Genomic DNA, 24,685 nt, shown 5'->3' on the forward strand with positions numbered 1-24,685 from the left:
GGTTCGGGCAACCGACTGAGGCGCGGCATTCTTATTCGGCCGGCAGCGGCTCGCCGGGATGATCCTGCGCCCACAGGCTGCTCATTTCCTCAATGGCCTGCTGCATGATGTGCAGCATGGCCGCATGGGCCTCATCCGGCTTGCGGCGCTGGACCGCGCTGGCGACGTCGGCATGCAGTTGCAGGGCCTCGTCGCTGGGATGGTGCGGCATGAGCCCGTACTGCGTCCGGCCGGCGAGCACCTCCGCGACCAGTGAATCGAGCTTGGCGAACATCTCGTTGCCCGAACTCTGCAGCACCAACCGGTGGAACTCGATGTCCAAGGCCAAGAACTCTTCGGAGTTGCCGGCCTGTCCCGCGGCCCACATTTTGGCAGCCAGTCCCACCAGGTCCGAGGCGCCCGATAAGGGGGCGCGTTGCGCGGCGAGCCGCGCGGCCTGGGGTTCGACGGCGCTGCGCAATTCGGTAAGCGAGCGCAACTGCTTCAGCCGTCCATTGGTGGCCAGGCGCCAACGGATAACCAGCGGGTCGTAGAGGTTCCAGGCCGTGGCGGGCTGGATGGTCACGCCCACCCGCCGGCGTGACTCGACCAGGCCCATGGAACCGAGGATGCTCAGTGCCTCCCGGATTACCGATCGGGAGACGTGGTAGCGCTCTTCCAACGCGTCGCTGCGCAGGACCTCGCCCGGGTGCAGGCTTCCCCCGCAGATTGCCATGCCGAGCTGTTCCAGTACGCGCCCCTGCAAGCCGGGCGCGCCCCCTGTCGGCGTGGGCGCCGACGAGGTCGGCACGGGCGCGGAGGCCGCGGCCGGCCCTGCCGACGCGTCCGCCGTCGCTGTGCGCTTGCTCATTTTGCCGCGTGCCTCCCGCCACTGATCTTTCAATTCCACTACGCCTCTTGAATAAGTATGATCTAACTCACTATTGTTCAAGTAATCGGCAGATGTAAAGAGGCATTTGCTCCGGGTCCGTCAAAGTCGATCAGGGCCCCATCCAGAAACGGAGTCAGCGTGAAACGACACAATGTAATGCGCGCTACGGCGGTGGCAGCCCTGCTCTCCCTCGGGCTCACAGCTTGCGGCAGCGGCGGCGGAGGCAGCGAAGAAGCCTCCAGCACGCTGCGGGTAACCCTGGCCAACCACGTGTGGACGGACATCATCAAGGAGGCCATCCCGGAATTCGAAGAGGAGACCGGCCTCACCGTTGAGCTCACCCAGTTGGGCGAAGACCAGCTCTCGGACCAGTACAACGTGAAGCTCAATGCGGGTACGGACGAGATCGACGTGATGATGTACCGGCCGCTGCAGGAGGGCAAGCTTTTCGCGCAGAACGGCTACCTGGCGGATCTGACCGAGCGGGTCGAGGGCAACGCGGAATGGGACTGGTCGGACTTCCAGTCCGGTCCCGTCCAGGCCACCACGTTCGAGGACAAAGTGGTGGGCGTGCCGTTGATCACCGAGCGCGAGGTGCTCTACTACCGCAAGGATCTGCTGGAAAAGGCCGGCCTTGAGGTGCCCAAGACCCTGGAGGAGCTGGAAGCCGCGGCCAAGCAGATCAAGGAAGAAAATCCGGACACTGCGGGCTTCGTCGCGCGCACCGGCCGGTCTGCGGCGGTCACGCAGTTCTCCTCCTACCTGTACTCCTTCGGCGGGGACTTCATCGACGATTCCGGCAAGTCAGCCATCGGCACTCCCGAGGCCAAGGAAGCCTACGACTATTACGGCCGGATGATCCGCGAGTACGGCCCGGAGAACGTCAGCACGGACATGAGCTGGCCCGAGGCCATGGCCATCTTCACGCAGGGCGGCGCCGCGTTCTATACCGAGGCGGACAGCCTCTACAAGAACGCCACGGATCCCGCGGACTCGAAGGTGGCGGAGACGGTCGGCTTCGCGCCGATGCCCGAAGGCCCGGCAGGCTCCAAGCCGTACAACGTTCCCTCCTGGGGTCTGGCGATCAACGAAGCCTCGGCCAACCAGGACAATGCGTGGAAGTTCATCGAGTGGGCCACCAGCAAGGAAAAGACGCTCGAGGTCCAGAAGGCCGGCGTGCCCGGACCGCGCTCGTCCGTTTGGGAGGACCCGGAAGGCATCTCCACCTACCCGAAGGACCTCGCGGAGGCTATTGCGGTCAGCGCCGAGAACGGGGTCGGCTATGACCGTCCGCTCGTGGTCTCGGTAGCCGAGGCCCGCGAAATTGTCGGCGATCCGATCGTTGCCGCCATCACCGGTGCGGATGCGGCCGAGGCCGCGGAAACCGCCAACACGTCCTTCGAGGCCTTCCTCGAAGACGAAAAGTAGCCGGATCAAAGGCTGACGGAGAACGACGGCGGTGAAGCGCCGCCGTCGTTCTCCCACCACTCCAACCCAGGGTGAGAGATGACTGCACTATCCACTGACACCACGCAGCGCGGGCCCGCCGGCAAGGGACCGAAAAAGACCGGCTGGCAGGCCTACTCGGACTGGGCCAACGACCACCGCAAATGGCTTTTCGCCGCCCCGGCGATGGCCTTCGTGGGCATCCTGATCGTCTTCCCGCTGGCCTGGACCCTCTACCTGAGCCTGACGGATGCCTCCGGCTCCGTCCGTGCCGAATCCGACTTCATCGGGCTCGAGAACTACGCGGAAGTCCTGACCGATACCCAGCGGTTCTGGCCCGCCGTCGGACGCACTTTCTACTTCACCATCGGTGCCCTGGCCATCCAGATGGTGCTGGGCATGTGCATTGCGCTGCTGCTCTGGCGGCCATTCAAGGGCGAAAAGTTTGTCCGCGTGGTGATCCTGCTACCGCTGGTGGCGACCCCCGTGGCGGTCGGCATGATGTGGCGGCTGATCCTGGATCCGAACATCGGGTTCGCCAACCAGTTGCTGGGGTTCTTCGGCCTGCCGGGTCAGCCTTGGCTCTCCAGCCCGGAGACGGCGCTGACCACGCTGTTGTTTGTGGACGTGTGGCAGTGGACGCCCATGGTGGTGCTGATCCTGCTGGCCGGGCTGACGTCCTTGTCCGATGAACCGGACGAAGCTGCGCGGATCGACGGCGCCACCGCTTGGCAGCGCTTCTGGTACGTGACGCTGCCGCTGATGATGCCCACGGTGATCGTGGCCGTCCTGCTGCGCGGCATCGACGCGCTGAAGACCTTCGACATCCTCTACGCAACGAAGGGCAAAGGCGGCGGTTCTTTCAACGAAGTGGAAACGCTGAACATCTACGCCTACGGCCTCAGCTTCGACTACATGGATTACGGTGTGGCCTCGGCCGTGCTGATCCTGTTCTTCATGATCATCGTCGCCTGCATGTGGCTCGTGACCTTCCGCCGGAAGGGGAACAAGTAATGAACGCCCTGACTGATACCCAACGCAACGCCACCACGGCAGCCGATGGTTCCGGCAACGGAACCGGCGCCGCGAAGCCGGCCGCCCGCCGTCGTAAGCCGATCCGTACCCGCGCCTACAAGTGGTTCCGGGTCGTGGCGCTGGTGGCGATCGTGCTGACGTTCCTGGCACCGCTGGTGTGGATGTTGCTGGCCTCGTTGAAGACCAATGTGGATATCTACGACGCGTCCAAGGCGGTCATCTTCCCCCCGACATGGGAAAACTACGACAACGTCCTGGGCCGGAACAACTACTTCACCTTCATCTTCAACAGCTTTTGGGTGGCTTTCGTCTCCACCGGACTGTCCCTGATCATCGGGATTCCGGCGGCCTACTCGATGAGCCGGTTCGCGATGCGCCGCTCCGCGCTGGTGGTGCTGATGGCGCGCATCATCCCGGGTGTCTCGCTGCTGGTGCCCTGGTACTACGTGTTCTCGAACCTGCGGATGGTCGGCGGGTACGAGGTGCTGATCCTCTCGCACATGTTCGTGGCCCTGCCGCTGATCGTCTACATCATGATGAGCTACTTCGACTCGATGCCGCTGGAGCTGGAGGAGGCGGCGCAGGTGGATGGGCTGACCCCGATCGGCGCGTTCACCCGGATCACGCTGCCGCTGTCCGTGGCCGGCATCGCCACCGCCGGCATCCTGTCCTTCATCTTCTCGTGGAACAACTTCATGTTCGCCCTGGTGCTGTCCGGGGCCAACACCAAGACCCTGCCGGTAGCCATCTTCAACTTCGTTTCCTACGCCTCCATCGACTGGGGCGGCCTGATGGCCGCGGCCACGGTGGTCACGATTCCGATCATGATCATCGCCCTGTTCACGCAGAAGTACATCGTCTCCGGCCTGACCGCCGGCGCGACCAAGGGATAGGCCAGGGATGGGAGCGCGACCAATGCGCATTGTCAAAGTTGAGACTTTCCTGGTGCCGCCGCGATGGCTCTTTGTCCGGATCGAGACGGACGCGGGCATTGTGGGCTGGGGCGAGGCCACCTGCGAAGGCCACTCGGAGACCGTGCGGACCGCCGTCGCCCAGTTCGCGGAGGTGCTGCTGCAGTCGGATCCGCTGCGGATCGAAGACCACTGGCAGGTGATGACCAAGGCGGGCTTCTACCGCGGCGGCCCCATTCTGGCCAGCGCCGTCTCCGGGATCGACCAGGCGCTGTGGGACATTGCCGGCAAGCACCTTGACGTGCCGGTGCACCAGCTGCTGGGCGGACACGTGCGGGACCGCATCCGCGTCTACGGCTGGGTGGGCGGCGATGACCCCAACGAGGTCAAGGACCACATCCTCGAGCAGCTCGACGCCGGGCTAACCGCGGTCAAAATGAATGCCTCGGGCAAAATGGGCAGGCTGGGCACCGTGGCGGAGATCGACGGCGTTGTCGCGCGCGTGGCGGCGGCCCGGGAAGTCCTGGGGGAGCACCGGGACGTGGCGGTGGATTTCCACGGCCGTTTCACCCTGGCCAACACCCGCCGGGTGGCGCCGCTGCTGGAGCCGCTGCGCCCGTTTTTCCTGGAAGAACCCGTGGTGCCGGAAAACTCCCATCTGATCGGCGAGCTGGCCCGCTCCACCTCCATCCCGGTCTCCACGGGGGAGCGGTTGTACTCCCGGCAGGAATTCCTGCCCGTGCTGCAGGCCGGCATTGCCGTCGCCCAGCCGGACCTCAGCCACGCCGGGGGCATCTCGGAAGTGCGCCGGATTGCCTCCCTGGCCGAGGTCTTCGATGTCCAACTGGCCCCGCACTGCCCGCTGGGTCCTTTGGCGCTGGCCGCCTGCCTGCAGGTCGGCTTCGCCACGCCCAATTTCCTGATCCAGGAGCAGAGCATCGGCATCCACTACAACCAAGGCGCCGAGGTGCTGGACTACGTGCTGGACAAGGCGCCGCTGAAGTTCGTGGACGGACATATTGAACGGCTGACCGGACCCGGCCTCGGCATCGAGATTGACGAAAACGCGGTGCGGGTGGCCGACAAGCTGGAACACCATTGGCGTTCACCGCTTTGGCGCCACGCCGACGGCTCCCACGCGGAATGGTGATGATGATGCAACCGAACCCTTTAAAACCGGACGATCTGGTCGCCGGACTCCGTGAGGCCCGGCTGCTGGCCGTCATCCGCGGGAACGACGCCGACGCCTCCATTGCCGCGGCGCTCGCTTTGGCGGAGGAGGGGGTCAAGTACCTTGAAATCGCCATCACGACGCCGGACGCCCAGCGGGTGATCGAAACCGTGTGCGAGCATGCGGGTCCGGAGGTGGTGGTAGGCGCCGGAACTGTCCTGACCGTTGACGACGTCGCGGCGGTCCTGGGCGCCGGGGCGCAGTTCATTCTGACCCCGTCGCTGGCACCTTCCGTCGCCGAAGCGGCCGAACGCGGCGTCCCGGTCATCGCCGGTGCCTTCACACCGAGCGAGTGCTATCGAGGCATGGAACTCGGCGCGTCCGCCATCAAGCTCTTCCCCGCCTCGGCCGGCGGACCGGACTACCTCAAGGCGGTGCGCGATCCGTTCCCGGACATCCCGTTCATCGCCATAGGCGGTGTGGGACAAGCCGAAGCCACCGAGTACTGGCGGCGCGGCGCGCTCGCCGTCGGAGTCGGTGGCCCGCTGGTGGGCGATGCCGCCTCCGGCGGGAACCTGGCGGAATTGCGCAGCCGGGCGCGCGCGTACCTGCAGCTGGCCGCGGACTCCCGGGGCTGATAGTGGAACCGGCAGACGTCCTGACCTTCGGCGAGTCCATGGGCTCGTTCCGCCACGCCGGCCTGCTGCGCATGGGCGGCAGCGCACAGCTGTGCCTGGCCGGCGCGGAGTCCAATGTTGCCATCGGCCTGTCCAGGTTGGGGCACACCACGCGCTGGGCCGGGCGCCTGGGGCAGGACGAGATCGGCGCCTTCGCGCTGCGGCAGCTGCGGGCCGAAGGCGTGCTCACGGATGCGGTCAGCCATGATGAGCACCGGCCCACTGGACTGATGCTGCTAGAGCAGCGAACCGCGGAGCTGGCCCGCGTGCAGTATTACCGGGCGGGCTCTGCCGGTTCCGCCTTGACGGTCGACCTGATCCGTCCGGCCGTGGCAGCCGGCGCCCGGATCCTCCACCTGACCGGCATCACGCCTGCGCTGTCCGACTCCGCCGCCGAGACGGTGCTGTGGGCGGCACGTGCAGCGCGCGATGCCGGAATCCTGGTCTCCTTCGACGTCAACTTCCGCGCCAAACTCTGGACGGTGGAGCAGGCGGCCCAAACGCTGCCCGCCATCGCCGCGTGCGCCGACGTCGTTATCGCCTCCGAGGACGAGCTCGCGCTCGCAGTCCCCGAAGCCAACGACGGCGAGGCCGCGGCTGCCGCTGCATTGGCTGTCCAGGGCGTGGGCCAAGTCATCATCAAACGCGGGGCCGACGGCGCCACGGGCTGGAGCGATGGGCAGCCGCATCATGTGGCGGCCCATCAGGTCGTGGTACGGGACACCGTGGGTGCCGGTGATGCCTTCACCGCCGGCTACCTGTCGGGTCTGTTGGACGGGCTCGATGTGCCGGCGCGGCTGGAACGCGGCGCCACTCTGGGTGCGTTCGCCGTCGGTTATCCGGGGGACTGGGAGGCGCTGCCCACGCGCGCGGAACTGCGGCTGCGGGAACAGCAGAGCGGTACCACGGTGAGGTAGGAGGCTGCCGGACTTGGCCGGCGCGAGTACGGCCTCTAGCCCAGGAAGCCGACGAGCCGTTCTTCCAGACTGCCCAGATCGCTCGACTTCTTGAACTCGCACTCCCACACCGTCAGCACGTCCCAGCCTGCCTCGTGTAATTCCTGACGTTGCGCCGCGTCCCGGGCCGCGGTCCGCGACCGCTTTGCCTGCCAGAACTCGGTATTGGACTTGGGTTCGTGCTGGCCTACCTTGCAGCTGTGCGCATGCCAGAAGCAGCCATTGATGAAAATGACCTTGCGGCGCCCCGCAAAGACCAGGTCCGGCCGGCCGGGAAGCTTGGCTCCAGCGGCCGAGCCGTGCAGCCGATACCGGTAACCTCTGGCATGCAGCAGTCGGCGGACAATGAGTTCCGGTTTGGTGTTTTTGCCGCGGATCCGGGACATGTTGGCGCTGCGCTGCTCGGGGGTGAGCGAATCGGCCATACACCCATTTTAAGCTGCGGAACAATGGCGGCCCAATGCGGCCCCCAACCCCTATGCAGATAGTTATTGGACGATAGAATCGAATCACTGTCGCCGGCACCCGCGGTCTTCGGCGAGATCCGACAGAAGAAGGAACGCTATGGCCAACCACAGTCCCACCAACCCCGACGCCGTGCGCTCGCTGCTCGAGGACTTCTCCCTGGAGATGACGGGCAAGGATGTGCCCGCGCTGGAAGAAGCGGCGGGTGTCATCCCTTTGGGCACCCGGATTTCAGTGACATTCCTGGGCAACGAGGACCTGCCCATGCGGGTCGCCGCGGCGGCTGCCGTCAAGCGGTTGGGGTTCGTCCCGGTCCCCCACATCTCCGCTCGCAGGTTGGCCTCGCAGGCCGAGCTGGAACGATTCCTCGATGCGTTGGCAACGGAGGCGGCCCCCGAGGATGTGTTTGTGGTCGGCGGTGACCCCGCCCAGCCCGAAGGACCCTATGAGGACTCCCTTGCCCTCATCCGGACGGGGCTGCTGGGCAAGTACGGTTTCAAGCATGTGAGCATCAGCGGCTACCCGGAAGGGCACCCCGACATCAGCGACGACGTGCTGTGGCAGGCGCTCACGGACAAGTACACTGCGCTGCAGGAACTCGGTCTGGAATGCTCGATCATCACGCAGTTCGGTTTCGACGCCGATCCGGTCTTCGCCTGGCTGTCGGAACTTCGGCGGCGGGGTGTCCTGGCCCCGGTGGAGATCGGTGTGCCCGGACCTGCCGGCGTCAAGCGACTGCTCAACTATGCGCGCCGTTTTGGTGTAGCTTCCTCCGCAGGGATTGTGCACAAGTACGGGTTTTCACTGACGAACCTGCTCGGTACTGCCGGCCCGGACAAGATCATTAAGGAAGTCGCGCAGCGCCACAACGAGGCCGAGCACGGCCGGATTCTGTTGCACTTCTACACCTTCGGCGGTCTGAAGAGCACGGCGGAGTGGGTCCGCGAGTTCCGCGCCGGCGGATGAACGCAACGGGTGGCGGGCACCTGGCCCGCCACCCGCCGTCGTTCTTCGGAGTGTTTACCGGCGCGGCCAGGATGATGTTCCTGGCCCCGCCGGTTCCGGTTAACTCTGCTGGCCGGAGCGCCAACCGCCCTGGTAGTCCTTCCGGACCGTCTCTGAGTACGGGACCGGGCTGACCACGGCGCGCACGTCGAGCTGCTGGTGCGGCTCCACCGTGGTCTTGCGGGTACCGCCGTCCGGCTCGCCCCAGATGACCCTCAACTCCGTTCCCTCGGGCACGGATGGATCCACGGTGGCCAGCGAGAGTGCACGCCTCTCGTTGGCGCTGTAGCCGGTGAACATGGACAGGCCCACATTGGTGCCGTCCGCATCGATCACGGCGTCGTAGTTCGAGGAGCCGTAGTTGGCCAGCGGCAGGTCGAAGTACTTGTACGGCGTACCCTCCGTGTCGAACAGGGACGCGAAGATCTTCGCCATGTCCTCCGGGTTCCACGCCAGCGTGACCTTCTTGCGCTGGGCGACCGGATCGATCTTCTCCAGCGCCTCGCGGCCGATGAAGTCATGGTCGAACTTCACGAACGAGCCGTAACCCAGCTCCCACGGCGTCAGGTAGTAGTCCTCGATCTTGTCCGCGACGAAGCTGCCGGCCACCGCGTTGGTCGCCTCGTAGCTGTCCGCGCCCAGCCATTCGCGGTACGGCCGCAGTTCTTCACCGGTGTAGATCGCCGGCAGCGGGGACGGAATCCAGCCCGACTCCAAGGTGTTGGACGGGTAGGCGCGCGAGCCCACGGCCAGCATGCCGAACTCCTGGCCGATCTGCAGGATCGTGTCGCGGGCCTTGTCATAGGTTTCGTAGGGTCCCCACAGCTCCAGTCCGGGAGCGCCGGCCATACCGTGGCGCAGCGTGCGGACCTGTGCGCCGGCCACGTTCATGTGGTCCATGTTGAAGAACTTCAGCTGCTCCACCGGGCCGCCGTTGATTTTTTCGATGATCTGCCAGGCGTTGGGCCCCTGGATCTGGAAGCGCCAGTACTTGCGCTTGACCGGCTGGCCCATCGGGCGCGACGGCGAACGGCGGTCAACGACGATCTCGGCATCGTAGCCGCCGGTCTCGCCGTGGTAGAGCAGCCAGTTGGCCGCCGGGGCACGGCCCACGTAGATGTACTCGTCCTCGGCCTCGTGGAAGAGAATGCCATCACCGATCACATGTCCGGCCGGCGTGGTCGGCACATACTGCTTGGCCTTGTTGACCGGGAAGTTGGCCACGCTGTTGATGGCTGTGTCGGAAATCAGCTTCAAGGCGTCGGGACCCTTGATGAACAGATTGTCCATGTGGTGGGACTGGTCATAGAGCACTGCCGTCTCGCGCCAAGCCCGCTGTTCGCTGCGCCAATTGGTGAACTCCGGGGCGACCACCGGGTAGATGTAGGCGCCGAGCTGGGAATTGCGCAGCAGCTCGACGGTGTTGCCGGAGGCATCCAGGACTTCCTGCAGGTTCTTCGCATTCATCGTTGCTGTTCCTCTCCTCGATCAGTTCTTGACGTAGCCGTTCGGGTTCAGGACGTATTTGGTGGCGGCGCCGGCGTCGAATTCGGCGTAGCCCTTGGGGGCGTCTTCGAGCGGGATGGCCTTGGCGTTGACGGCCTTGGCGATCTTGACCTTGTCGTGCAGGATTGCCATCATCAGCTGCCGGTTGTACTTCATGACCGGGCACTGGCCGGTGGTGAAGGACAGCGATTTGGCCCAGCCGGTGCCGAGGCTGATGGAGAGCGAGCCGTGCTGCGCGGCTTCGTCCGCGGCGCCGGGGTCGCCGGTGACGTAGAGTCCGGGGATGCCCAGGGCTCCGCCGGCGGCGGTGATGTCCATCAGCGAGTTCAGCACGGTGGCCGGGGCTTCGTGCGAGGCGTCCTTGCCGTGGCCGCGGGCTTCGAAACCGACGGCGTCGATGCCGCAGTCCACTTCGGGCACGCCCAGGAGCTGTTCGATCTGGTCCTTCGGGTCGCCCTGGGAGACGTCGACGGTTTCGCAGCCGAAGCTGCGTGCCTGCGCGAGCCGTTGTTCGTTGAGGTCCCCGACAATGACGACGGCGGCGCCGAGCAGTTGCGCGCCGGCTGCGGCGGCCAGGCCGACCGGGCCCGCGCCGGCGACATACACGGTGGAGCCGACTTCGACGCCCGCGGTGACGGCGCCGTGGAAGCCGGTGGGCAGGATGTCCGAGAGCATGGTCAGGTCCATGATCTTCTCGAGGGCCTGGTCGCGGTCCGGGAACTTCAGCAGGTTCCAGTCCGCGTAGGGCACCATGACGTATTCGGCCTGGCCGCCGACCCAGCCGCCCATGTCGACGTAGCCGTAGGCGCTGCCGGGGCGGTCCGGGTTGACGTTGAGGCAGATGCCGGTCTTGCGTTCCTTGCAGTTGCGGCAGCGGCCGCAGGAAATGTTGAAGGGAACCGAGACGATGTCGCCGGTCTTGATGAATTCGACGTCGGGACCGGTGTCGATGACTTCGCCGGTGATTTCGTGTCCGAGTACCAGGTCGGTCGGGGCGGTGGTGCGGCCGCGGACCATGTGCTGGTCCGAGCCGCAGATGTTGGTGGTGACTGTTCGCAGAATGACGCCGTGGGGGACCTTGCGGCCAATGTTGGCCGGGTTGATCCCCGGGGCGTCCTTGAGTTCGAAGGTGGGGTAGTCGGTGTCGATGACCTCGACCTTCCCAGGTCCTTTGTAGGCAACGGCTCTGTTTCCTGACACGGGCATGACTCCTTATTCTGGACCGCACGGTGATAGCCATCACGCTAGCGGACTTCACCCACTATGGCTATAGGTACTTAGGGTGCGGTTGTCAGAGGGCGCCTGCGCCTGCCTCCGCAACGGTCTGATCCTGCTCGCCGCTGCCGCCGCTGACGCCGATCGCGCCGACTACCTGGCCGTCTCGGCTGAGCGGCACGCCGCCGGCGAAAATCATGATCCGGCCGTGGTTGCTGGCATGGATGCCGTAAAACTGGTTGCCCGGCTGCGAGTTGTCGCCCAGATCCTTGGTCTGGATGTCGAAGGCACGGGAGGTGAAGGCTTTGTTGATGGAGATGTCGATGCTGCCCAGCCAGGCGCCGTCCATCCGCACATGGGAGATGAGGTTGCCGCCGGCGTCGACCACGGCGATGTTCATCGGCTGTCCAATTTCTTCTGCGCGGGCTTCGGCAGCTGCGATGATGCTGCGGGCATCTGCAAGGGTAAGGGTGTTCATTTTTGTCTCCTAGCGCTGGTTCCGCCGGCATGGGACGGCTCGACTCGGTACTGGCGCGGCTCAGCACCAGTGTAAGGATGCGGCGGGTACGCCCCACGCTAGTCCTCTTGACAGGTGGTGACTAGGGACAAAAAACGGGGCCGCGCAGCTCATGCCGCGCAGCCCCGTTGGGTCTGGCCGTGGATCCGCCGAGGCGGATGTTGTGGCTAGAAGTACTTGGCCGGGTCTACTTCCTTGCCGTCGACGACGACCTCGAAGTGCAGGTGGCAACCGGTGGAATTGCCACTTGTGCCCAGATCGGCGATGGAATCGCCGGCGGACACCTGCTGGCCCTTGTTGATGCCGATGCTCTGCAGGTGATTGTAGGTGGTCTTCATGCCGTCGCCGTGCTCAATGACAATACGGTTGCCGTAGCCGACGGCGCTGGAGGAGGCCTCTACGACCTTGCCTGCTGCAGCAGCCTTGACATCGGTACCGCAAGCGAGGGCGTAATCGGAGCCGTTGTGGAACTCGCCGGCTGCCCCGGTGACAGGGTTGATCCGGTAGCCGAAGCCCGAGGACTCATTCAGATCGGCGACTGGGGCGGCCAGTCCGCTGGCGGTGGTCTTCTTCGCAGCATCGGCCTTTTCAGCCGACGCAGCCTTGACTTCGGTCTTCGGCTCAGCCTTCTGCTTGGGGGCAGCCTTGCTGGTTACCTCGATGCGCTCGAACTTCATCTCGCTGTCCTGGGCCGCCGTCACCGGGGCCGAAGAGGTGCTGGCGGCGCTGACGGTACTCAGGTCCTCGTTACCGGAGACCGCTTGGGCGGTGGGGACGGCGGCCAAGGCAATGATGCCGGTGGCAGCCAAGGCCAGGCCGGCCTTCTGGGAAGTGCTGGAAAAGCGGCGCTTCGAGGCGCGACGGCGGCCTTCGCTGTCTTGGTTCCGCACGGCGGTCAGCAGGGAAGTATCTTCGGCGCGACGGCGTCCGCGCACAGGCTTGTTCGTGTGCAAAGGGGAGGTCCTCTCATTTGCGCCTGCGAAGTTAGCTGTCGGATTCGAGAGAGAGTTCACTCGGTTCGGTCAGCGGCAAACAATGTGCCTTCGATATTGCTGACAGAACTTCACCCCAAGGCGCCCCAAGCGCCGTGTGTGGTTCCTCCGCCCCTGTCTGGGAAGAATTGAACGGACTGATCCGCTGACAGGGCTAGGCGTACGGATCAGGCTCTTACCACTGGTTGCGTAAGAATGCCTTTCAAAAGTATCGTGTCGGCGTGTCTTGTTACAAATTCGTTATGCGTGTTTGTGGACACATAAAGCAGTGTGGGTGTAAAAGATGGGTCGATAACACGACTCTCGACGCGTCCAATTGAAGGCCGTTTCCATGATGCTGTGGCGCCGTTTCGGCCGCCAGCGTCGTGGTTACAGGCTTGCGCGCACGGATTTCGCCGCACGGTCAAACCGAGGTGCGGGCTACCGGTTCCTGGAAGGGTCGTTATTCGTAATCTACGCCGCGCGGTGGTCCCGCGCCCAGGCGTTATAGCCGCCCGCAACATCGGCGACGTCGGTATAGCCGAGCGCCTTCAACGCGCTCGCGGCAACGCTGGAGCGCCAGCCGCTGGCGCAGTGCACAACGATGCGCTTGTCTGCCGGGAGTTCGTCGTGGCGCTGCGGCAGTTCGGCCAGCGGAATGTGCTGGGTTCCGGGAATGGCGCCTTCCTCCCGCTCCCCGGCATTGCGGACATCGAGCACGACGGTTTCCGGATCGGCCAGAGTGCTGTCCAATTCATCCGCGGGGACCCGGTCCGTGCTGCCGGCCAGCTGAGGCTTCGCCACGAGCAGGTCGGGAAGATTCGGGACGAAGCCGACCACTCTGTCACAACCAATTCGGGCAAGACCTAGTTGGACTTCGGCTTCCTTGCCCGGTTCGGCTACAACGACGATGACATCCCGGTGGTCGAAGAACATGCCTGCTGTTTCCTCAAAGCGCCCGTTGATGCCGACGTTGATGGAACCTGCCACATGGCCTGCGGCGAACGGGGCCGGCGGCCGCGCATCAAGAATCCGTGCCCCTGAAGATAGTGCCCGTTCCAGTGCATCCGTCGGCAGGGCTGCGGGGTGCAGCCTGCCGGCCATCACGGGATGCCGGCTGCGGTTCAGCCTCGCATCGGTGGCAAAGTAGGTCGGGACGGACGGTTGGCCGCTGGTGATCAGGGTCACGAATTCGTCCTCGCTCATCGGCTGGACGGAAGGGTTCGCGGCCTGCTGCTGACCGATCGTCGATTCGCGCTCGGCCGAGAGGTTTTTGCCGCATGCGCTTCCTGCGGTGTGCGCAGGCAGCAGGCGCACGCTGCCATCAAGCTTCATCAGGTCATCGTGCACAGAGTGATAGAGCGCGCGGGCAAGTTCCACGGGATCAGCGCCGACAGAAGCGGCAAGGTCGGGCCGGCCCACATCGCCAATGAAGAGGGTGTCTCCGGTCAGGGCCGCAAGCGGAGTTTTGTCCGCTGCGCGCTCGCGGACCAGCACAGTGATGGACTCCCAGGTGTGGCCGGGGGTTTCATGGATCTCCAGTTCGACCTCACCTAGCGAAATCTTTTCCCCGTGGTGCAGTTTGCGGAAGTCGTAGGCGGCTTCCGCCCGGGCGCCGAGCCCGATCCACGCTCCGGTGGCGGCGGCCAGTTCGAGGTGTCCGGCCACAAAGTCGGCATGGAAGTGCGTGTCGATCACGCCCACAATGGTGAGGTTGTTCCGGGAAGCGTCGTCCAGATACTGGTCGATGTCCCGTTGTGGATCCACGGCAACAGCATTTCCGGTGCTCTCGTCCCCGATCAAGTAGGAGCTCAATGACAGTGAACTGAGGTGGTATTGATTCAGGATCACCGGTCCTCCTGGCGGGAGAAGGCCCTTGCCGGGGGTCTTATCGGATGATGGTTATCCCAGTGTGGCACCGTTTCTGTGCGCGCAACAGAAGCATTTCCGCCGGCAGGAATAATCCGACCGCGCTCTCAGTTGTGGAGATAGATGCAATCGCATGAACAATGAAGACATGAAGGAGAAACCGGTGTCAGAGCGCAAAATCGTGGTGTTGTCCGCAGGGCTGGGCGTACCGTCTTCCAGCCGGCTGTTGGCGGACCAGCTGGCAAAATCCACCGCTGACCGGTTCCGGCAAGAAGGGGCCGACGCTTCGGTGAAGACCTACGAACTGCGTGAGTATGCTGTAGATATCGCCAACAACATGGTGGCAGGCTATGCCGCGCCCAGACTCCAGGAGCTCATCGATGCTGTCACCGCGGCAGATGCGTTGATCGCCGTCACGCCGGTCTTCAGCGCCTCCTACAGCGGCCTCTTCAAGTCCTTCTTCGATGTCATCGACAAGGATGCGCTGGCCGGCAAGCCGGTACTCGTTGGCGCGACCGGGGGTACCGCGCGCCATTCACTCGCCCTGGACTACGCCATCCGCCCGCTCTTCAGTTACCTGCGGGCACGCACGACCCAGACCGTGGTGTTCGCTGCACCCGAAGACTGGGGTGGCGCGGACGAGGCTGGCGGCGGCATAGGGCGCCGGGCAGGCCGTGCAGCAGCGGAGCTTGTGGCGCTGGTCCAGGATGTGCCCGCCGAAGAGCAAGGCCGCGGCGGCATCGAGTCAATGAGTTTCGAAGAAATCCTAGCCAACGTCGGTCGCTGACCTCGGCCTGTCTGTCAGTAGCGCTCCGGTTGGTCGCCCAGATTGAAGTGACGGCCGCTGAGCTGCACTGGCTTGAGCTCAATGTAGAAATCCTTGAGCGTTGGAATCCAGGACTTGAGCCCGAGCTTTTCTGCAGCCTCGATGTCATCGCCGGACTGCAATATCCGTGCAGTTCCTTTGATTACGACGATCCATGCCTCATCGCTGGTGATCCCGTCCGTTTCAAATAGGACGTTCTCGTTAATGGTGGCTTCAGCCAGCTTGGTGCCTGGTGCGCTTCGCATCAGCAGCTTGCCCTCGTGAGCGGGGTAGTTGATGGGGAAGATGTCCGTCTCTCCGGCGGCGGTCAGGACAATGCGACCGTGTTGGCTCTTTTCCAGTAGTTTCCAGGACTGCTCGTCGGTGAGTTCTAGGACCGGTTCATCGTGTTGGAACATCATGCATCCATTCTTCTACGCTGTGTAGAGAAAAAGGAATGAGTTAGGTGTGTCTTAAAATTGTGGACGCGGTGGAGCGTGCGATGCGGCGGACACCCCATGGTTCGTCTGTTAGTGGGTGAACGACTCGCAAGCCCTGTGGTACGGCGCCGGCATGAGCCGCGTCGACCGCTGCCTGGCCGCCCAGGGCTCAGTCCGGCAGGCACAGTCCAATGAAAGCGCCCAGCTCTTCAAGTCCCTCCGGCTTACTCGGGAGATAACTGGTCAGCTCCCGGGAACGGACGATGACCGCCCGCCACTGCCCGCGGGAAACAGCTACGTTGGTCCGATTGCGGTTGAGGACGAACTCCATTCCGCGCGGCGCTTCTGACGGTGCCGATACTGCCGTCGACACGATCACGACCGGAGCCTCCTGGCCCTGGAACTTGTCCACGGTTCCCACCCTGACAGCGCCCAGTCCGGCTGACTGAAGCTGGTGCCGGATCAGCTGTACCTGGGCGTTATAGGGCGCCACCACCAGAATGTCCGCCGGCGCCAGCGGCCGGGTTGTGCCGCCGTCCGTCCAGTGCAGACCGAGGTGGCGCTGCACCTGCCGGAGAACTTCAGCGGCTTCCTCGGCCGACGAGGTCGAATTTCCCTGATGCTCCAGCAGGACACATTCCACTCCCGCTGGCACGCCCTGAAGTTGGCGTCCGTCCGCAGCCGGTGCGCTGTGCAGGCGGCCCTCATAGGCGAGCCGCGAGACTGCGGTACACAAAGCCGGGTGCATCCGCCACGTCAGCGCGAGGAAATATCCCAGCTCCGGCGGCAGCGTGGCGTGCCCGGCCGACAGCCAGCCCAGAGCGGACGTATCCACCGGTTCCGGATGGGTGGCCTGGGTAACCTGCGGCAACTGCTGCGGATCTCCCAGCAGGAGCAGGCGCCGGGTGGCGCGGGAGACGGCCAGGGTATTGGCCAGCGAAAACTGTCCGGCTTCGTCGATAACCAGCAGATCCAGTGACCTTGGCGGAACTTTGCTGCCGGTCATCGTCCAGGCTGTGCCGCCGACCAGCGCCCCACCCGGTTCCGTGAGCAGCCGTTCCACCTCGGCATCCGTGCGGTTCCGCCATGGGACGTTTTCCCCATTGAGCTTCTTGGCCACCCGCTCCAGCGGGACGCTACCCTTCTCCACCGCGGCCTTCATCATGTTTTCCACGACAGCATGGGACTGTCCGACCACGCCAACCTTCCAGCCCTGCGCCACCAGTCGGCCGATAACATGGGCGCCAATATGCGTTTTGCCGGAGCCGGGCGGACCTTGGACAGCCAGATAGGAACGGTCCAATGCCTGGACAGCGGTGGTGATCGCGTCGATGTAGCCGTCCGGCTCCTGTTCGACGACCGGCAGCGACGCCAGGTTGTGCAGTCGAGGCGGAACACGGCGGAGCAGATCGAGTGCCGGATGCGGCGGCAGCTGCGGCAATCCGCTGCTTACGAATCCGGCAAGGTCAGCCAGTGCCTGCTTCAGCGACGTGGTGGCCGGCGGCTGGTTCGGCGACAGCGCCATCGGCAGCTGGTCATACGGATCCGCCTTGGAAGGCAGCCGCTCCTGGACCAGCAGGACATCCTTGTCGCCGGCCGCATCCAACTCGATGACCTGCGTTTCGAAGCAGTAGCTGCGCTGGTCGACGCCGGTGTCCCTGGCCTGCACGAAGTCCGGAAACGGCCGGTCGTAGAGCCGGCACAGCGAGGTGCCTTCCTTGATGGTCGAGCCGGGGGCCAACGATCCGGTCAGCCGGAGCACGCGGACGGGATTCCGCTTTCCCGGCGGTACGGCCCACTCCTCAACAACCTCTGCGTCCTGCACGATGAACACGTCCCTCGTGTCTGCCCAGTCCGGTACCGGCGCGTTCAGCCGGTCGAAGTGGCTCCACCAGAACTGCTTGTCCTCGCGCCGGTGGTAACCGACCGCCGCGGCAACCATGGCGATGGCCTGGTCATCGTCGGACAACGGCTCGCCTGTATGTGCGGCCTTGTCCGCGGCGGCGGCCACGTGGTCCAGCAGCCGTTGTTCGTCCTGGGAGGGCTCCTCCGGAGCCTCAGGTGCTTTCCCGCCTTCGACTGACGCAGCGCCATCGGCGGTCGAGCCGGGCTGGATGCCCCGTTCGGCCGCCAGCTTGAGCAGCCAGTTGCGCAGCTCAAGGGTGGAGACGCAGTCGTATTCGTTGTAGTCGCTGATTCCGGCGAGAATCTTCGCCGCCTCGTCGGCCCGGCCGGCATCGCGTGCCGCGCAGTAGTGGGCATAAGCCACCACCGAGGCCCCGGCGTCCGTCACGTCACCGCTGCGCAGGTTGTCGCCCATATATAGCGGCTCGAGCTTCTTGATGCTGTAGGAGTTCTCCGAGATCCGCAGACTGTTGCGCACCGTGTCGTAGAGGTCAACCAGCACGCCTTCGCGCAGCAGCCCATCCACGGCGTCCTCGCCCACAACATGCTGCAGCGACAGCCGGCGCAGGGCCGCCTTTTCATAGTTGGCATAGTGATAAATGTGCAGGTCCGGATACCGTTCGCGCCGCCGCGCGACGTAGTCCAGGAAGTTAACCAGGGCTTGGCCTTCCTCCGCGCGGCTGTGCGCCCAGAAGGGCAGAAACGGCGGCTTGTCCCGCGGGGAGACAGGGTTCTCCACCACGCCGAAAAGGTACTCGAGGCCCCACGTACCGGTGGCATCCTGCCATAGCGGATCCCCCTCGAAGTCGAAGAAGATGTCACCCTCACTGGGGCGGGGGAGCGCTGCCAGCGCGTTTTGCTCCAGCACGCGGTAGGCGACCTTATGGGGTTCGCCGTCTTTGTCCGTGAACTCGACCGATCCGTCCGGCTCTTGAGCGCCGGTCTGCATACGCGCCTGGTCCCGCAGCCTGGCCAACGTTCCGCCGGAACCTTCGCCCGCCGGCAGCGGCATGGAGGCGAAGTCATCGATGGTGCGGATCCCGTCTGCCATCAGCTGGCGCCGGCGCGCGGTGCTCATGTGCGAAACCAGCAGCAGGTCCCGGTGCAGTTTGACCTGCTCGGCGCAGTAATTGCAGCGGCCGCAGGCGGTGTAGCGTTCGTCATTCCAGGCCGCGGGATCCGGCTGCGCGCGATGCTGGCCGGTAATGGCCAGGAACCGGGCCCGGCGCTCCTTGAAGGCGGGGAGGATGTCCGTGAGACTGTGGTTGCTGTGCACGCCGTTACCGAGCACCAGCGTGACCGTGGGGGAGGGCATGATTCCAGCCTTGGCGAGTTGGTCGCCGTAGGCGGCAAGCTGCAGCAGGGCGGTCACCTTGGCATGGCGGGCCAGCTTGGTGTCATACACCGCGTAACGCAACGTCCCGCCGTCGTTCTCCTTAACGAGGAAATCCGAGCGCCCATGGAAGCTGCCGTCAAAAAAGGATGCCTGGAACACGACATCTGCCCCGGTCTCCAAGGCGGCAATGGATTCGGCATGCTTGGCGGTGAGTTCCGGGCGGGTGTATCCAGTGGTTTCGGCAATCTCCACAACGCCGGCCCCGAAGCGGTCCTTGAATTCCTGCAGAACCCGGTGCTCATGGACATCGCCGAGCACCGCCGTGCGCTCCAGCATCTCGTCCGGAGCGAAGGCGGCTTTGGGCATGCGGCCCAGCTTCTCGTCCAGCTTCCGCAGCAACTGGTACTCACAGCCGGCAGCCACCACCAGGTCGCTGGCGGTGAAGACCAGTTGCGGTTCCGCGCCGGCTGATTCTGATTCAAGCAGGAACACAAGGCCTCCCGGGCTGACGGTGCCGCCGGCGCCGGAATCCCTGAGGGGAATTCCGGCGTCCGCGGTGTTGATAGACGTAATTAACTTCTACCAGCCCGGTCTGACAATTTATGACGATGCTGCGGCGGTTACCTGTCCGCTGGGTCCATTTCCATCCGCACAAGTGAAAAGAAGCGGTTGCCCGCGCCGCTGCGGGTGCTGGGAATGAGCAGTTTCGCGTACTTCTCGCACCACTGTGCGGTGCCGTCGGAGTCCAGAGCGGCCTTTTGTACAGCGTCGATGTCCTCTGAGTAGAACATCTTCTGTACGCCCTGCTGGCAGAACTGCACCAGGCTGAGCTCGGCTTCAATGTGGATCCGGACATCCACCCATTCGTCAAAGATACTTTCGTCCGGAAGGCCCGCGGCCTGGTCGGTGTGATTGCGGTGGTGTTCTGTTGAGTATGTATTCATCATTTCGTTCTCTCGATAGTTCTTGCCCGCACGGGTCCCCCTTAGAACCTCGTCGTTCTGCGAATATGCAGGCCGCTTCGTCATCCGAACCACCCGCGAACATGGGGTTGGTGCGTGACCGGTCGGAGCCTTTGCAACACCGCCGGCTAGCCGACTGTGTTGCCCGTCACATCTCGTGAAGCACTCCTACTATATGGTCACGGACGCAGATAGCCAAACGATTGCCCACAGGTAAATATTCGGATAGGGCTAAATGTCGCTCCGAGTCGCTGGTTCTCGTCCTGTTACACAGCATGAACAACAGTGCGTGACGCGACGCCAAACCCGTGGCATACTCTCAACAGCTTCAGGAACTGCGGTCGCTAAGCTCCGACTTGGCCGCATACCAACCCCACGCTCTATGGGTGGTTCGGATGACGAAGCGGCCTGCATTCGCCGTTGGCAGATGGTGCGGGCAAGAGCACGCGAAAGGACCGGTGCCCGGCACCGTTTTTCATGATCAGTATTTCCCCTGTGCGCCAGGATCTGCGCGTAATGAGCCTCAATGACTACGAGCAGGTAGCAGCCGCCCGGGAGGATTTTGTCGATTTCCTCCTCCGCACCGGCCGCGCTGCCGCCGCCCGGTCTGCCGCCGCCAGCGCGATCAACACGGGCTCGTGAGGGAGCAAGCCGGTCTGCTGCTCGATACGGACGTGGTGACGGAGGTGCGTAGCGCCGAGCCGCACGCCGCCGTCGTCGATTTCCTGCAGCAGCGACGACACCTGCGCATCTTCATCTCCGCGCTGACCGTTGGGGAACTGCGTGCCGCGCATGCCCAGCAGGAAACCGCGTCAAACAACGACGACGGCCGCTGGCTTGCGGAGCTGACTAAGCGTTTTGAAGGCTTCATCCTGCCGGTGGACCTGAAGGTCGCGACGGTCTGGGGGCCGATGTCCAGCCGCCCGGATGTTCCGGCGGTGGAGTCGCTCATCGCGGCTACGGCGATCCGGTACTGCCTGACCGTCGTCTCCCGTAACGTCGCCGGCTACAGCAAACTTGCCGTGCCGGCCATCGACCCGTGGCAAGTGGGCCGGTACGCCGTGGCGCAGACCACGGCTCCGGACCATAAGCCCGGGTAGCGCGTGCCAGGGGAACCGTGGAAGCGGGCGGAAATGGATAGGCTTTCCTTATGTTCCGGTACACCTTGCGGCAGATCCAGTACTACGTGGCAGTCGCTGAATCCGGCTCCATCAGCGGCGCCGCACAAGCCTGCCATGTGTCGCAGGCAGGAATGTCGCTGGCCATTAACGAACTGGAAAAGGCCGTCGGGACCCAGCTCATCGTCCGGCGGAAGGCGAAAGGTATTACCCTGACCACTGCCGGGCGGGGCTTCCTTAAGGACGCGCAGGTACTTCTGCGCGAAGCCGAGGAGATCCAGGCCCGGATCGAGGAGCGGCATGGGGAGCTGGCCGGACCGCTGGCGATCGGCTGCTACACCACGCTGTCGGCGTTCTGGGTACCGTTGATGACGGCGGGTTTCGCGGCGCCGAATCCCAAGCTGGAGCTCACGATCACCGAAGGCGCGGCCGATGAGCTGCAGCTGCAGATGCTCGAGGGTAGGCTCGATGCCGTATTGACGCACACGCGGCATGTCACCGGCGGCGCGGAAATGCGCGTGATCAAGGAGGGCCGGCCCTACATCCTGCTGGGCGCGGAGCACCGGTTGGCCGGCCGCGGGAAGATCGCCCTGCCGGAGCTCGCCGAGGACGACATGGTACTGCTGGACATCCCCTCGGTGCGTGACAACCAGCTGCCGAACCTGCGCGACGCCGGGCTGGATCCGAAAATCGCCTGGCGGTCGACCAGCTTTGAAGCGGTGCGCGGGATGGTGGCCCGCGGACTGGGCTATACGGTCCTGGTCCAGCGGCCTCCGCTCGATGTCAGCTACGAAGGCTTGCCGCTGGTCTGCGTTCCCATCGATGGGCACATCGGCCACAGCGACATCTGTTTCGCCTACCCGGGGCGCCAACGGTTAAGCCGGCGCTTGACCGCGCTGATGGATTATTGTGCCCAGAGCGTCGAGGCCGGCAACGGGGCGGCAGGGCGGCAGGACTGACGCGCGGCTGAACCGAAACAGTGCTTAAACCAAGCGGTGCCGGCTCCCGCAGGAACCGGCACCGTCGTCGTACTACTATTTCATTTCACCGCTGAGGTCCATGTTCTTGCCTTCCTTGGTGGCGAGCACGCAGACGGCCGCCACGACGAAGGACAGGAGCCAGACCAAGCCGACCAGCCACAGCTCCCCGCCGGCGATGAGGACCAGGCCGGAGGCGATCATCGGTGTGAAGCCAGCGCCCAGGGTGGAGGAAGACTGGTACGTCAGCGAGGCGCCCGTGTAACGCATGCGGGTCGGGAAGAGCTCGGCCACGAAGGCGCCGAACGGTCCGAAGATGACACCTTGGATGATGCCGTTGGCCAGGAACAGGCCGATGGCGAAGCCCCACAAAGTGTCGGTCTGCAGCAGCCACAGGATCGGGTAGGCCAGGACCGCTCCGGCGATCATACCGGCCAGCATGACCGGCTTGCGGCCGTACTTATCGCTCAGGCGGGACGCGAACCAGATGGCCACGATGGTCAGGGTGGCGCCGACGGCCTTGATGTTGAGGACCGAGGTAGTGTCCACGCCGGCCTCGATGATGTAGGAGACGGCCCACACCGTCATCAGGCCCTGCACCGTGTAGGAGCTCATGCCGGCCAGCACACCCAGCACCAGGTTCTTCGGGTACTTGGTGACGACCTCTACAAACGGGATCTTCTTCTTTTCGGCGGTGGCTTCGAGTTCCAGGAACAGCGGCGTTTCGGCAACCTTGAGCCGGATGACCAGGCCCACGGCGATCAGCACGAGGCTCAGCAGGAACGGGATCCGCCAGCCCCAGCTCATGAATGCTTCCTCGGGCAGGGTGGAGAAGGCCGAAACGGTCAGCGTTGCCAGCACCGCACCGGCGGGGCCGCCCATATTGGCGAAGCTGGCGGCGAAACCGCGGCGCTTTGCCGGCGCGTGCTCGAGGGCAACCAGCATGGCTCCGCCCCATTCACCGCCGACGGCGAGTCCCTGGACAAGCCGCAGTACTACCAGCAGGATGGGCGCCGCCATGCCGATCTGCGCCGTGGTGGGCAGCAGGCCGATGAGCGTGGTGCCCGCACCCATCAGGGTCATCGACACGATCAGTACGGTCTTGCGGCCGATCCGGTCGCCGAAGTGGCCGAAGATCGCTCCGCCCAGCGGACGGGCAACGTAGCCCACAGCGAGGGTGCCGAAGGACATGAAGAGCCCGACGGCGGGGGAGACGTTCGCGAAGAACACCTGGTTGAAGACGATGGACGCTGCCATCGCGTACAGAATAAAGTCGTAGAACTCGATGGCGCTGCCGATGAAGCTGGAGGCCAGGATGCGGCGCATCTGCTTCGTATTCAGGCTCTCCGAGATGGAGGATGCCTGGGGCTGCGGGGGAGTCACGGTATTAGCACTCATTGGACAGTAGCCATTTCTTCCAGAATACGGTCAGTGGAGTCAGTACCGAAGGGAATAACGTCCAGATCGTTCGGGACGTAGAAGCGGCCGTCGAAGTCGGCGCCCGCGCTTTCCCACACGGACACGGGAGTGGTGCCTGGTACTAAATGATGCAGGGCCAAGGCTTTTGCCCCTGCGCGGTTGGCCAGTGCGACTGCTTCAGCGGCACTGGTGTGCGATTTCTTGTGGTGGTCGATGGATGCCTGGCCGGTGGAATTCGCGGCCGAGCCATAGGCGCGCTGCACCCAGTCAAAATCGATGGCCTCGTGGAGCAGCAGATCAGTGTCCGCTGCGAGGCGGACCACGTTCTCGCACGGTGCGGTGTCGCCGGAGATGGTGACGGAGCCGTGCGCGGTGTCGAACCGGAAGGCGAAGGCGGGCGCGATCGGCGGATGCTTCACCAGCGTGGCCGTCACCGTGACGTTTTCGTCCCGGTAGATCTCGAAACCCTCCATGGCGGGTGTCGGATTTTCGTTCGGGTGGTAACCACTCGACGTCGGGATTTGGATGTCCTCCGGCACAAAGTAGTCGAAGGGGGAAGGCCGCAGTGCGTCCAGAATGCGGTCGTTCAGGTCCGTGGCGTAGGCGGCCATCAGATGGGTGAACATTGCCTTGGTGCCGGGCGTCGGGTTCTCCGGGAAGACCGGCGGAGGTGCGACGGCGGCACGGGCGGAAACCGGGGGAAGCTCGCCGCGGTCGCCGGGGCCCATGATCTTGATCTGGTGCTGGTTGTCCTTCAGCGTGAACATGCCGAAAATGGCCAGGCTGCCCAGATCGATCGTGTGGTCCGAATGCAGGTGGGTGATAAAGATCCCGCGCAGCGAGTTGACCGAAAGCCCGGCGAGCATGAGCTGGCGTCCCACGCCGTGCCCGGCGTCCACCAGGTAAGTGCTGTCGCCAACAACGATGGCGGTGGCGATCCCCGAGCGCTTCCCGGCATTCTCGCCGGTCCACCAGCGTGGACCGCCGGCAGTGCCCAGGGTGACGACGCGTGGCGTCAGATCGGTACCGGTCATGTTGCAAAACTCCTTGTGTGTGTCGCCTATCACTTCCTATCGATAATCCGGTATCCGCAATGACCTGTAAAACT

23 protein-coding genes and 3 riboswitches are annotated in these 24,685 nt (G+C 64.4%); of the genes, 11 read left to right on the forward strand and 12 right to left on the reverse strand.

All coding sequences use genetic code 11. The features are described 5' to 3' along the window. Window positions 1-31: 31 nt before the first annotated feature. Entirely contained in the window at window positions 32-850 is an 819-nt protein-coding gene (locus tag J5251_RS07585) for a FadR/GntR family transcriptional regulator (RefSeq protein WP_139006166.1), read from the reverse strand. Between the two features lie 159 nt (window positions 851-1,009). On the opposite strand from J5251_RS07585, the gene J5251_RS07590 reads away from it, so the two are divergent. The 6 genes from J5251_RS07590 to J5251_RS07615 all read left to right on the forward strand — a co-directional run bounded on the left by J5251_RS07590 (window position 1,010) and on the right by J5251_RS07615 (window position 7,028). Then, complete coding sequence (locus J5251_RS07590) at window positions 1,010-2,299, forward strand: ABC transporter substrate-binding protein (protein WP_240793152.1); 1,290 nt, start codon at window positions 1,010-1,012, stop codon at window positions 2,297-2,299. Between the two features lie 78 nt (window positions 2,300-2,377). Then, entirely contained in the window at window positions 2,378-3,331 is a 954-nt protein-coding gene (locus tag J5251_RS07595) for a carbohydrate ABC transporter permease (protein ID WP_240793153.1), read from the forward strand. Continuing rightward, window positions 3,331-4,245, forward strand: coding sequence for a carbohydrate ABC transporter permease (locus J5251_RS07600; protein ID WP_139006078.1), 915 nt, complete (start codon window positions 3,331-3,333; stop codon window positions 4,243-4,245). The genes J5251_RS07595 and J5251_RS07600 overlap by 1 nt, the downstream gene beginning before the upstream one ends. Window positions 4,246-4,267: 22 nt before the next feature. Then, entirely contained in the window at window positions 4,268-5,413 is a 1,146-nt protein-coding gene (gene dgoD / locus J5251_RS07605) for a galactonate dehydratase (RefSeq protein WP_139006079.1), read from the forward strand. Next, window positions 5,413-6,072 (forward strand): bifunctional 4-hydroxy-2-oxoglutarate aldolase/2-dehydro-3-deoxy-phosphogluconate aldolase, encoded by a 660-nt coding sequence (locus tag J5251_RS07610; protein ID WP_139006080.1) that lies wholly within the window; start codon window positions 5,413-5,415, stop codon window positions 6,070-6,072. Before dgoD ends, J5251_RS07610 begins: the two co-directional genes overlap by 1 nt. 2 nt (window positions 6,073-6,074) lie before the next feature. Continuing rightward, complete coding sequence (locus J5251_RS07615; protein WP_240793155.1) at window positions 6,075-7,028, forward strand: sugar kinase; 954 nt, start codon at window positions 6,075-6,077, stop codon at window positions 7,026-7,028. 35 nt (window positions 7,029-7,063) lie between these two features. Here the strand turns inward: J5251_RS07615 and J5251_RS07620 are convergent, their stop codons facing one another. Continuing rightward, the gene (locus tag J5251_RS07620; protein WP_139006081.1) at window positions 7,064-7,492 is read right to left on the reverse strand and encodes a very short patch repair endonuclease; all 429 of its coding nucleotides are present in this window, start codon (window positions 7,490-7,492) and stop codon (window positions 7,064-7,066) included. 139 nt (window positions 7,493-7,631) lie between these two features. Here J5251_RS07620 and J5251_RS07625 point away from each other — a divergent pair, with 139 nt between their 5' ends. Beyond that, complete coding sequence (locus J5251_RS07625) at window positions 7,632-8,498, forward strand: methylenetetrahydrofolate reductase (protein ID WP_139006082.1); 867 nt, start codon at window positions 7,632-7,634, stop codon at window positions 8,496-8,498. A gap of 99 nt (window positions 8,499-8,597) precedes the next feature. Here J5251_RS07625 and ligM read toward each other — a convergent pair whose 3' ends face one another. From ligM to J5251_RS07650, 5 genes are all read right to left on the reverse strand, one after another. Next, window positions 8,598-10,004 (reverse strand): vanillate/3-O-methylgallate O-demethylase, encoded by a 1,407-nt coding sequence (gene ligM, locus J5251_RS07630; RefSeq protein WP_208575641.1) that lies wholly within the window; start codon window positions 10,002-10,004, stop codon window positions 8,598-8,600. A 21-nt stretch (window positions 10,005-10,025) separates the two neighbouring features. Further along, entirely contained in the window at window positions 10,026-11,243 is a 1,218-nt protein-coding gene (fdhA, locus tag J5251_RS07635; protein WP_171059415.1) for a formaldehyde dehydrogenase, glutathione-independent, read from the reverse strand. Window positions 11,244-11,334: 91 nt separating this feature from the next. After that, entirely contained in the window at window positions 11,335-11,736 is a 402-nt protein-coding gene (locus J5251_RS07640) for a GlcG/HbpS family heme-binding protein (protein ID WP_139006085.1), read from the reverse strand. 206 nt (window positions 11,737-11,942) lie between these two features. Then, entirely contained in the window at window positions 11,943-12,728 is a 786-nt protein-coding gene (locus J5251_RS07645) for a M23 family metallopeptidase (RefSeq protein ID WP_139006086.1), read from the reverse strand. 5 nt (window positions 12,729-12,733) lie between these two features. Beyond that, window positions 12,734-12,912, reverse strand: a riboswitch (cyclic di-AMP (ydaO/yuaA leader). A gap of 308 nt (window positions 12,913-13,220) precedes the next feature. After that, complete coding sequence (locus J5251_RS07650; RefSeq protein WP_139006087.1) at window positions 13,221-14,597, reverse strand: MBL fold metallo-hydrolase; 1,377 nt, start codon at window positions 14,595-14,597, stop codon at window positions 13,221-13,223. 181 nt (window positions 14,598-14,778) lie between these two features. On the opposite strand from J5251_RS07650, the gene J5251_RS07655 reads away from it, so the two are divergent. Next, window positions 14,779-15,402, forward strand: a complete 624-nt coding sequence (locus J5251_RS07655) for a CE1759 family FMN reductase (RefSeq protein WP_139006088.1) — start codon at window positions 14,779-14,781, stop codon at window positions 15,400-15,402. Window positions 15,403-15,416: 14 nt separating this feature from the next. Here J5251_RS07655 and J5251_RS07660 read toward each other — a convergent pair whose 3' ends face one another. From J5251_RS07660 to J5251_RS07670, 3 genes are all read right to left on the reverse strand, one after another. Further along, the gene (locus tag J5251_RS07660; protein WP_139006089.1) at window positions 15,417-15,842 is read right to left on the reverse strand and encodes a pyridoxamine 5'-phosphate oxidase family protein; all 426 of its coding nucleotides are present in this window, start codon (window positions 15,840-15,842) and stop codon (window positions 15,417-15,419) included. A 187-nt stretch (window positions 15,843-16,029) separates the two neighbouring features. Continuing rightward, a complete protein-coding gene (locus J5251_RS07665) occupies window positions 16,030-19,593 on the reverse strand; it encodes a TM0106 family RecB-like putative nuclease (RefSeq protein WP_139006090.1) in 3,564 nt (1,187 codons plus the stop codon). Between the two features lie 128 nt (window positions 19,594-19,721). Then, entirely contained in the window at window positions 19,722-20,048 is a 327-nt protein-coding gene (locus J5251_RS07670) for a hypothetical protein (protein ID WP_279633610.1), read from the reverse strand. A gap of 10 nt (window positions 20,049-20,058) precedes the next feature. After that, window positions 20,059-20,226, reverse strand: a riboswitch (SAM riboswitch). Window positions 20,227-20,389: 163 nt separating this feature from the next. Beyond that, a riboswitch (SAM riboswitch) is annotated at window positions 20,390-20,512 on the forward strand. Window positions 20,513-20,579: 67 nt separating this feature from the next. On the opposite strand from J5251_RS07670, the gene J5251_RS20465 reads away from it, so the two are divergent. The 3 genes from J5251_RS20465 to J5251_RS07680 are packed head-to-tail and all read left to right on the forward strand — an operon-like array spanning window position 20,580 to window position 22,140. Further along, a complete protein-coding gene (locus J5251_RS20465; RefSeq protein ID WP_276608399.1) occupies window positions 20,580-20,705 on the forward strand; it encodes a hypothetical protein in 126 nt (41 codons plus the stop codon). Next, a complete protein-coding gene (locus tag J5251_RS07675) occupies window positions 20,702-21,163 on the forward strand; it encodes a PIN domain-containing protein (protein WP_139006092.1) in 462 nt (153 codons plus the stop codon). Before J5251_RS20465 ends, J5251_RS07675 begins: the two co-directional genes overlap by 4 nt. Before the next feature lie 50 nt (window positions 21,164-21,213). After that, a complete protein-coding gene (locus tag J5251_RS07680) occupies window positions 21,214-22,140 on the forward strand; it encodes a LysR substrate-binding domain-containing protein (RefSeq protein ID WP_139006093.1) in 927 nt (308 codons plus the stop codon). A 75-nt stretch (window positions 22,141-22,215) separates the two neighbouring features. On the opposite strand, the gene J5251_RS07685 is transcribed toward J5251_RS07680, so the two are convergent. Continuing rightward, a complete protein-coding gene (locus J5251_RS07685) occupies window positions 22,216-23,556 on the reverse strand; it encodes an MFS transporter (protein ID WP_208575642.1) in 1,341 nt (446 codons plus the stop codon). Next, window positions 23,553-24,611 (reverse strand): MBL fold metallo-hydrolase, encoded by a 1,059-nt coding sequence (locus J5251_RS07690; RefSeq protein WP_208575643.1) that lies wholly within the window; start codon window positions 24,609-24,611, stop codon window positions 23,553-23,555. The genes J5251_RS07685 and J5251_RS07690 overlap by 4 nt, the downstream gene beginning before the upstream one ends. Window positions 24,612-24,685: the final 74 nt, after the last annotated feature.

Origin of the sequence: Arthrobacter crystallopoietes, assembly GCF_017603825.1 — a bacterium.
In the GTDB taxonomy this organism is placed as follows: domain Bacteria; phylum Actinomycetota; class Actinomycetes; order Actinomycetales; family Micrococcaceae; genus Crystallibacter; species Crystallibacter crystallopoietes_B.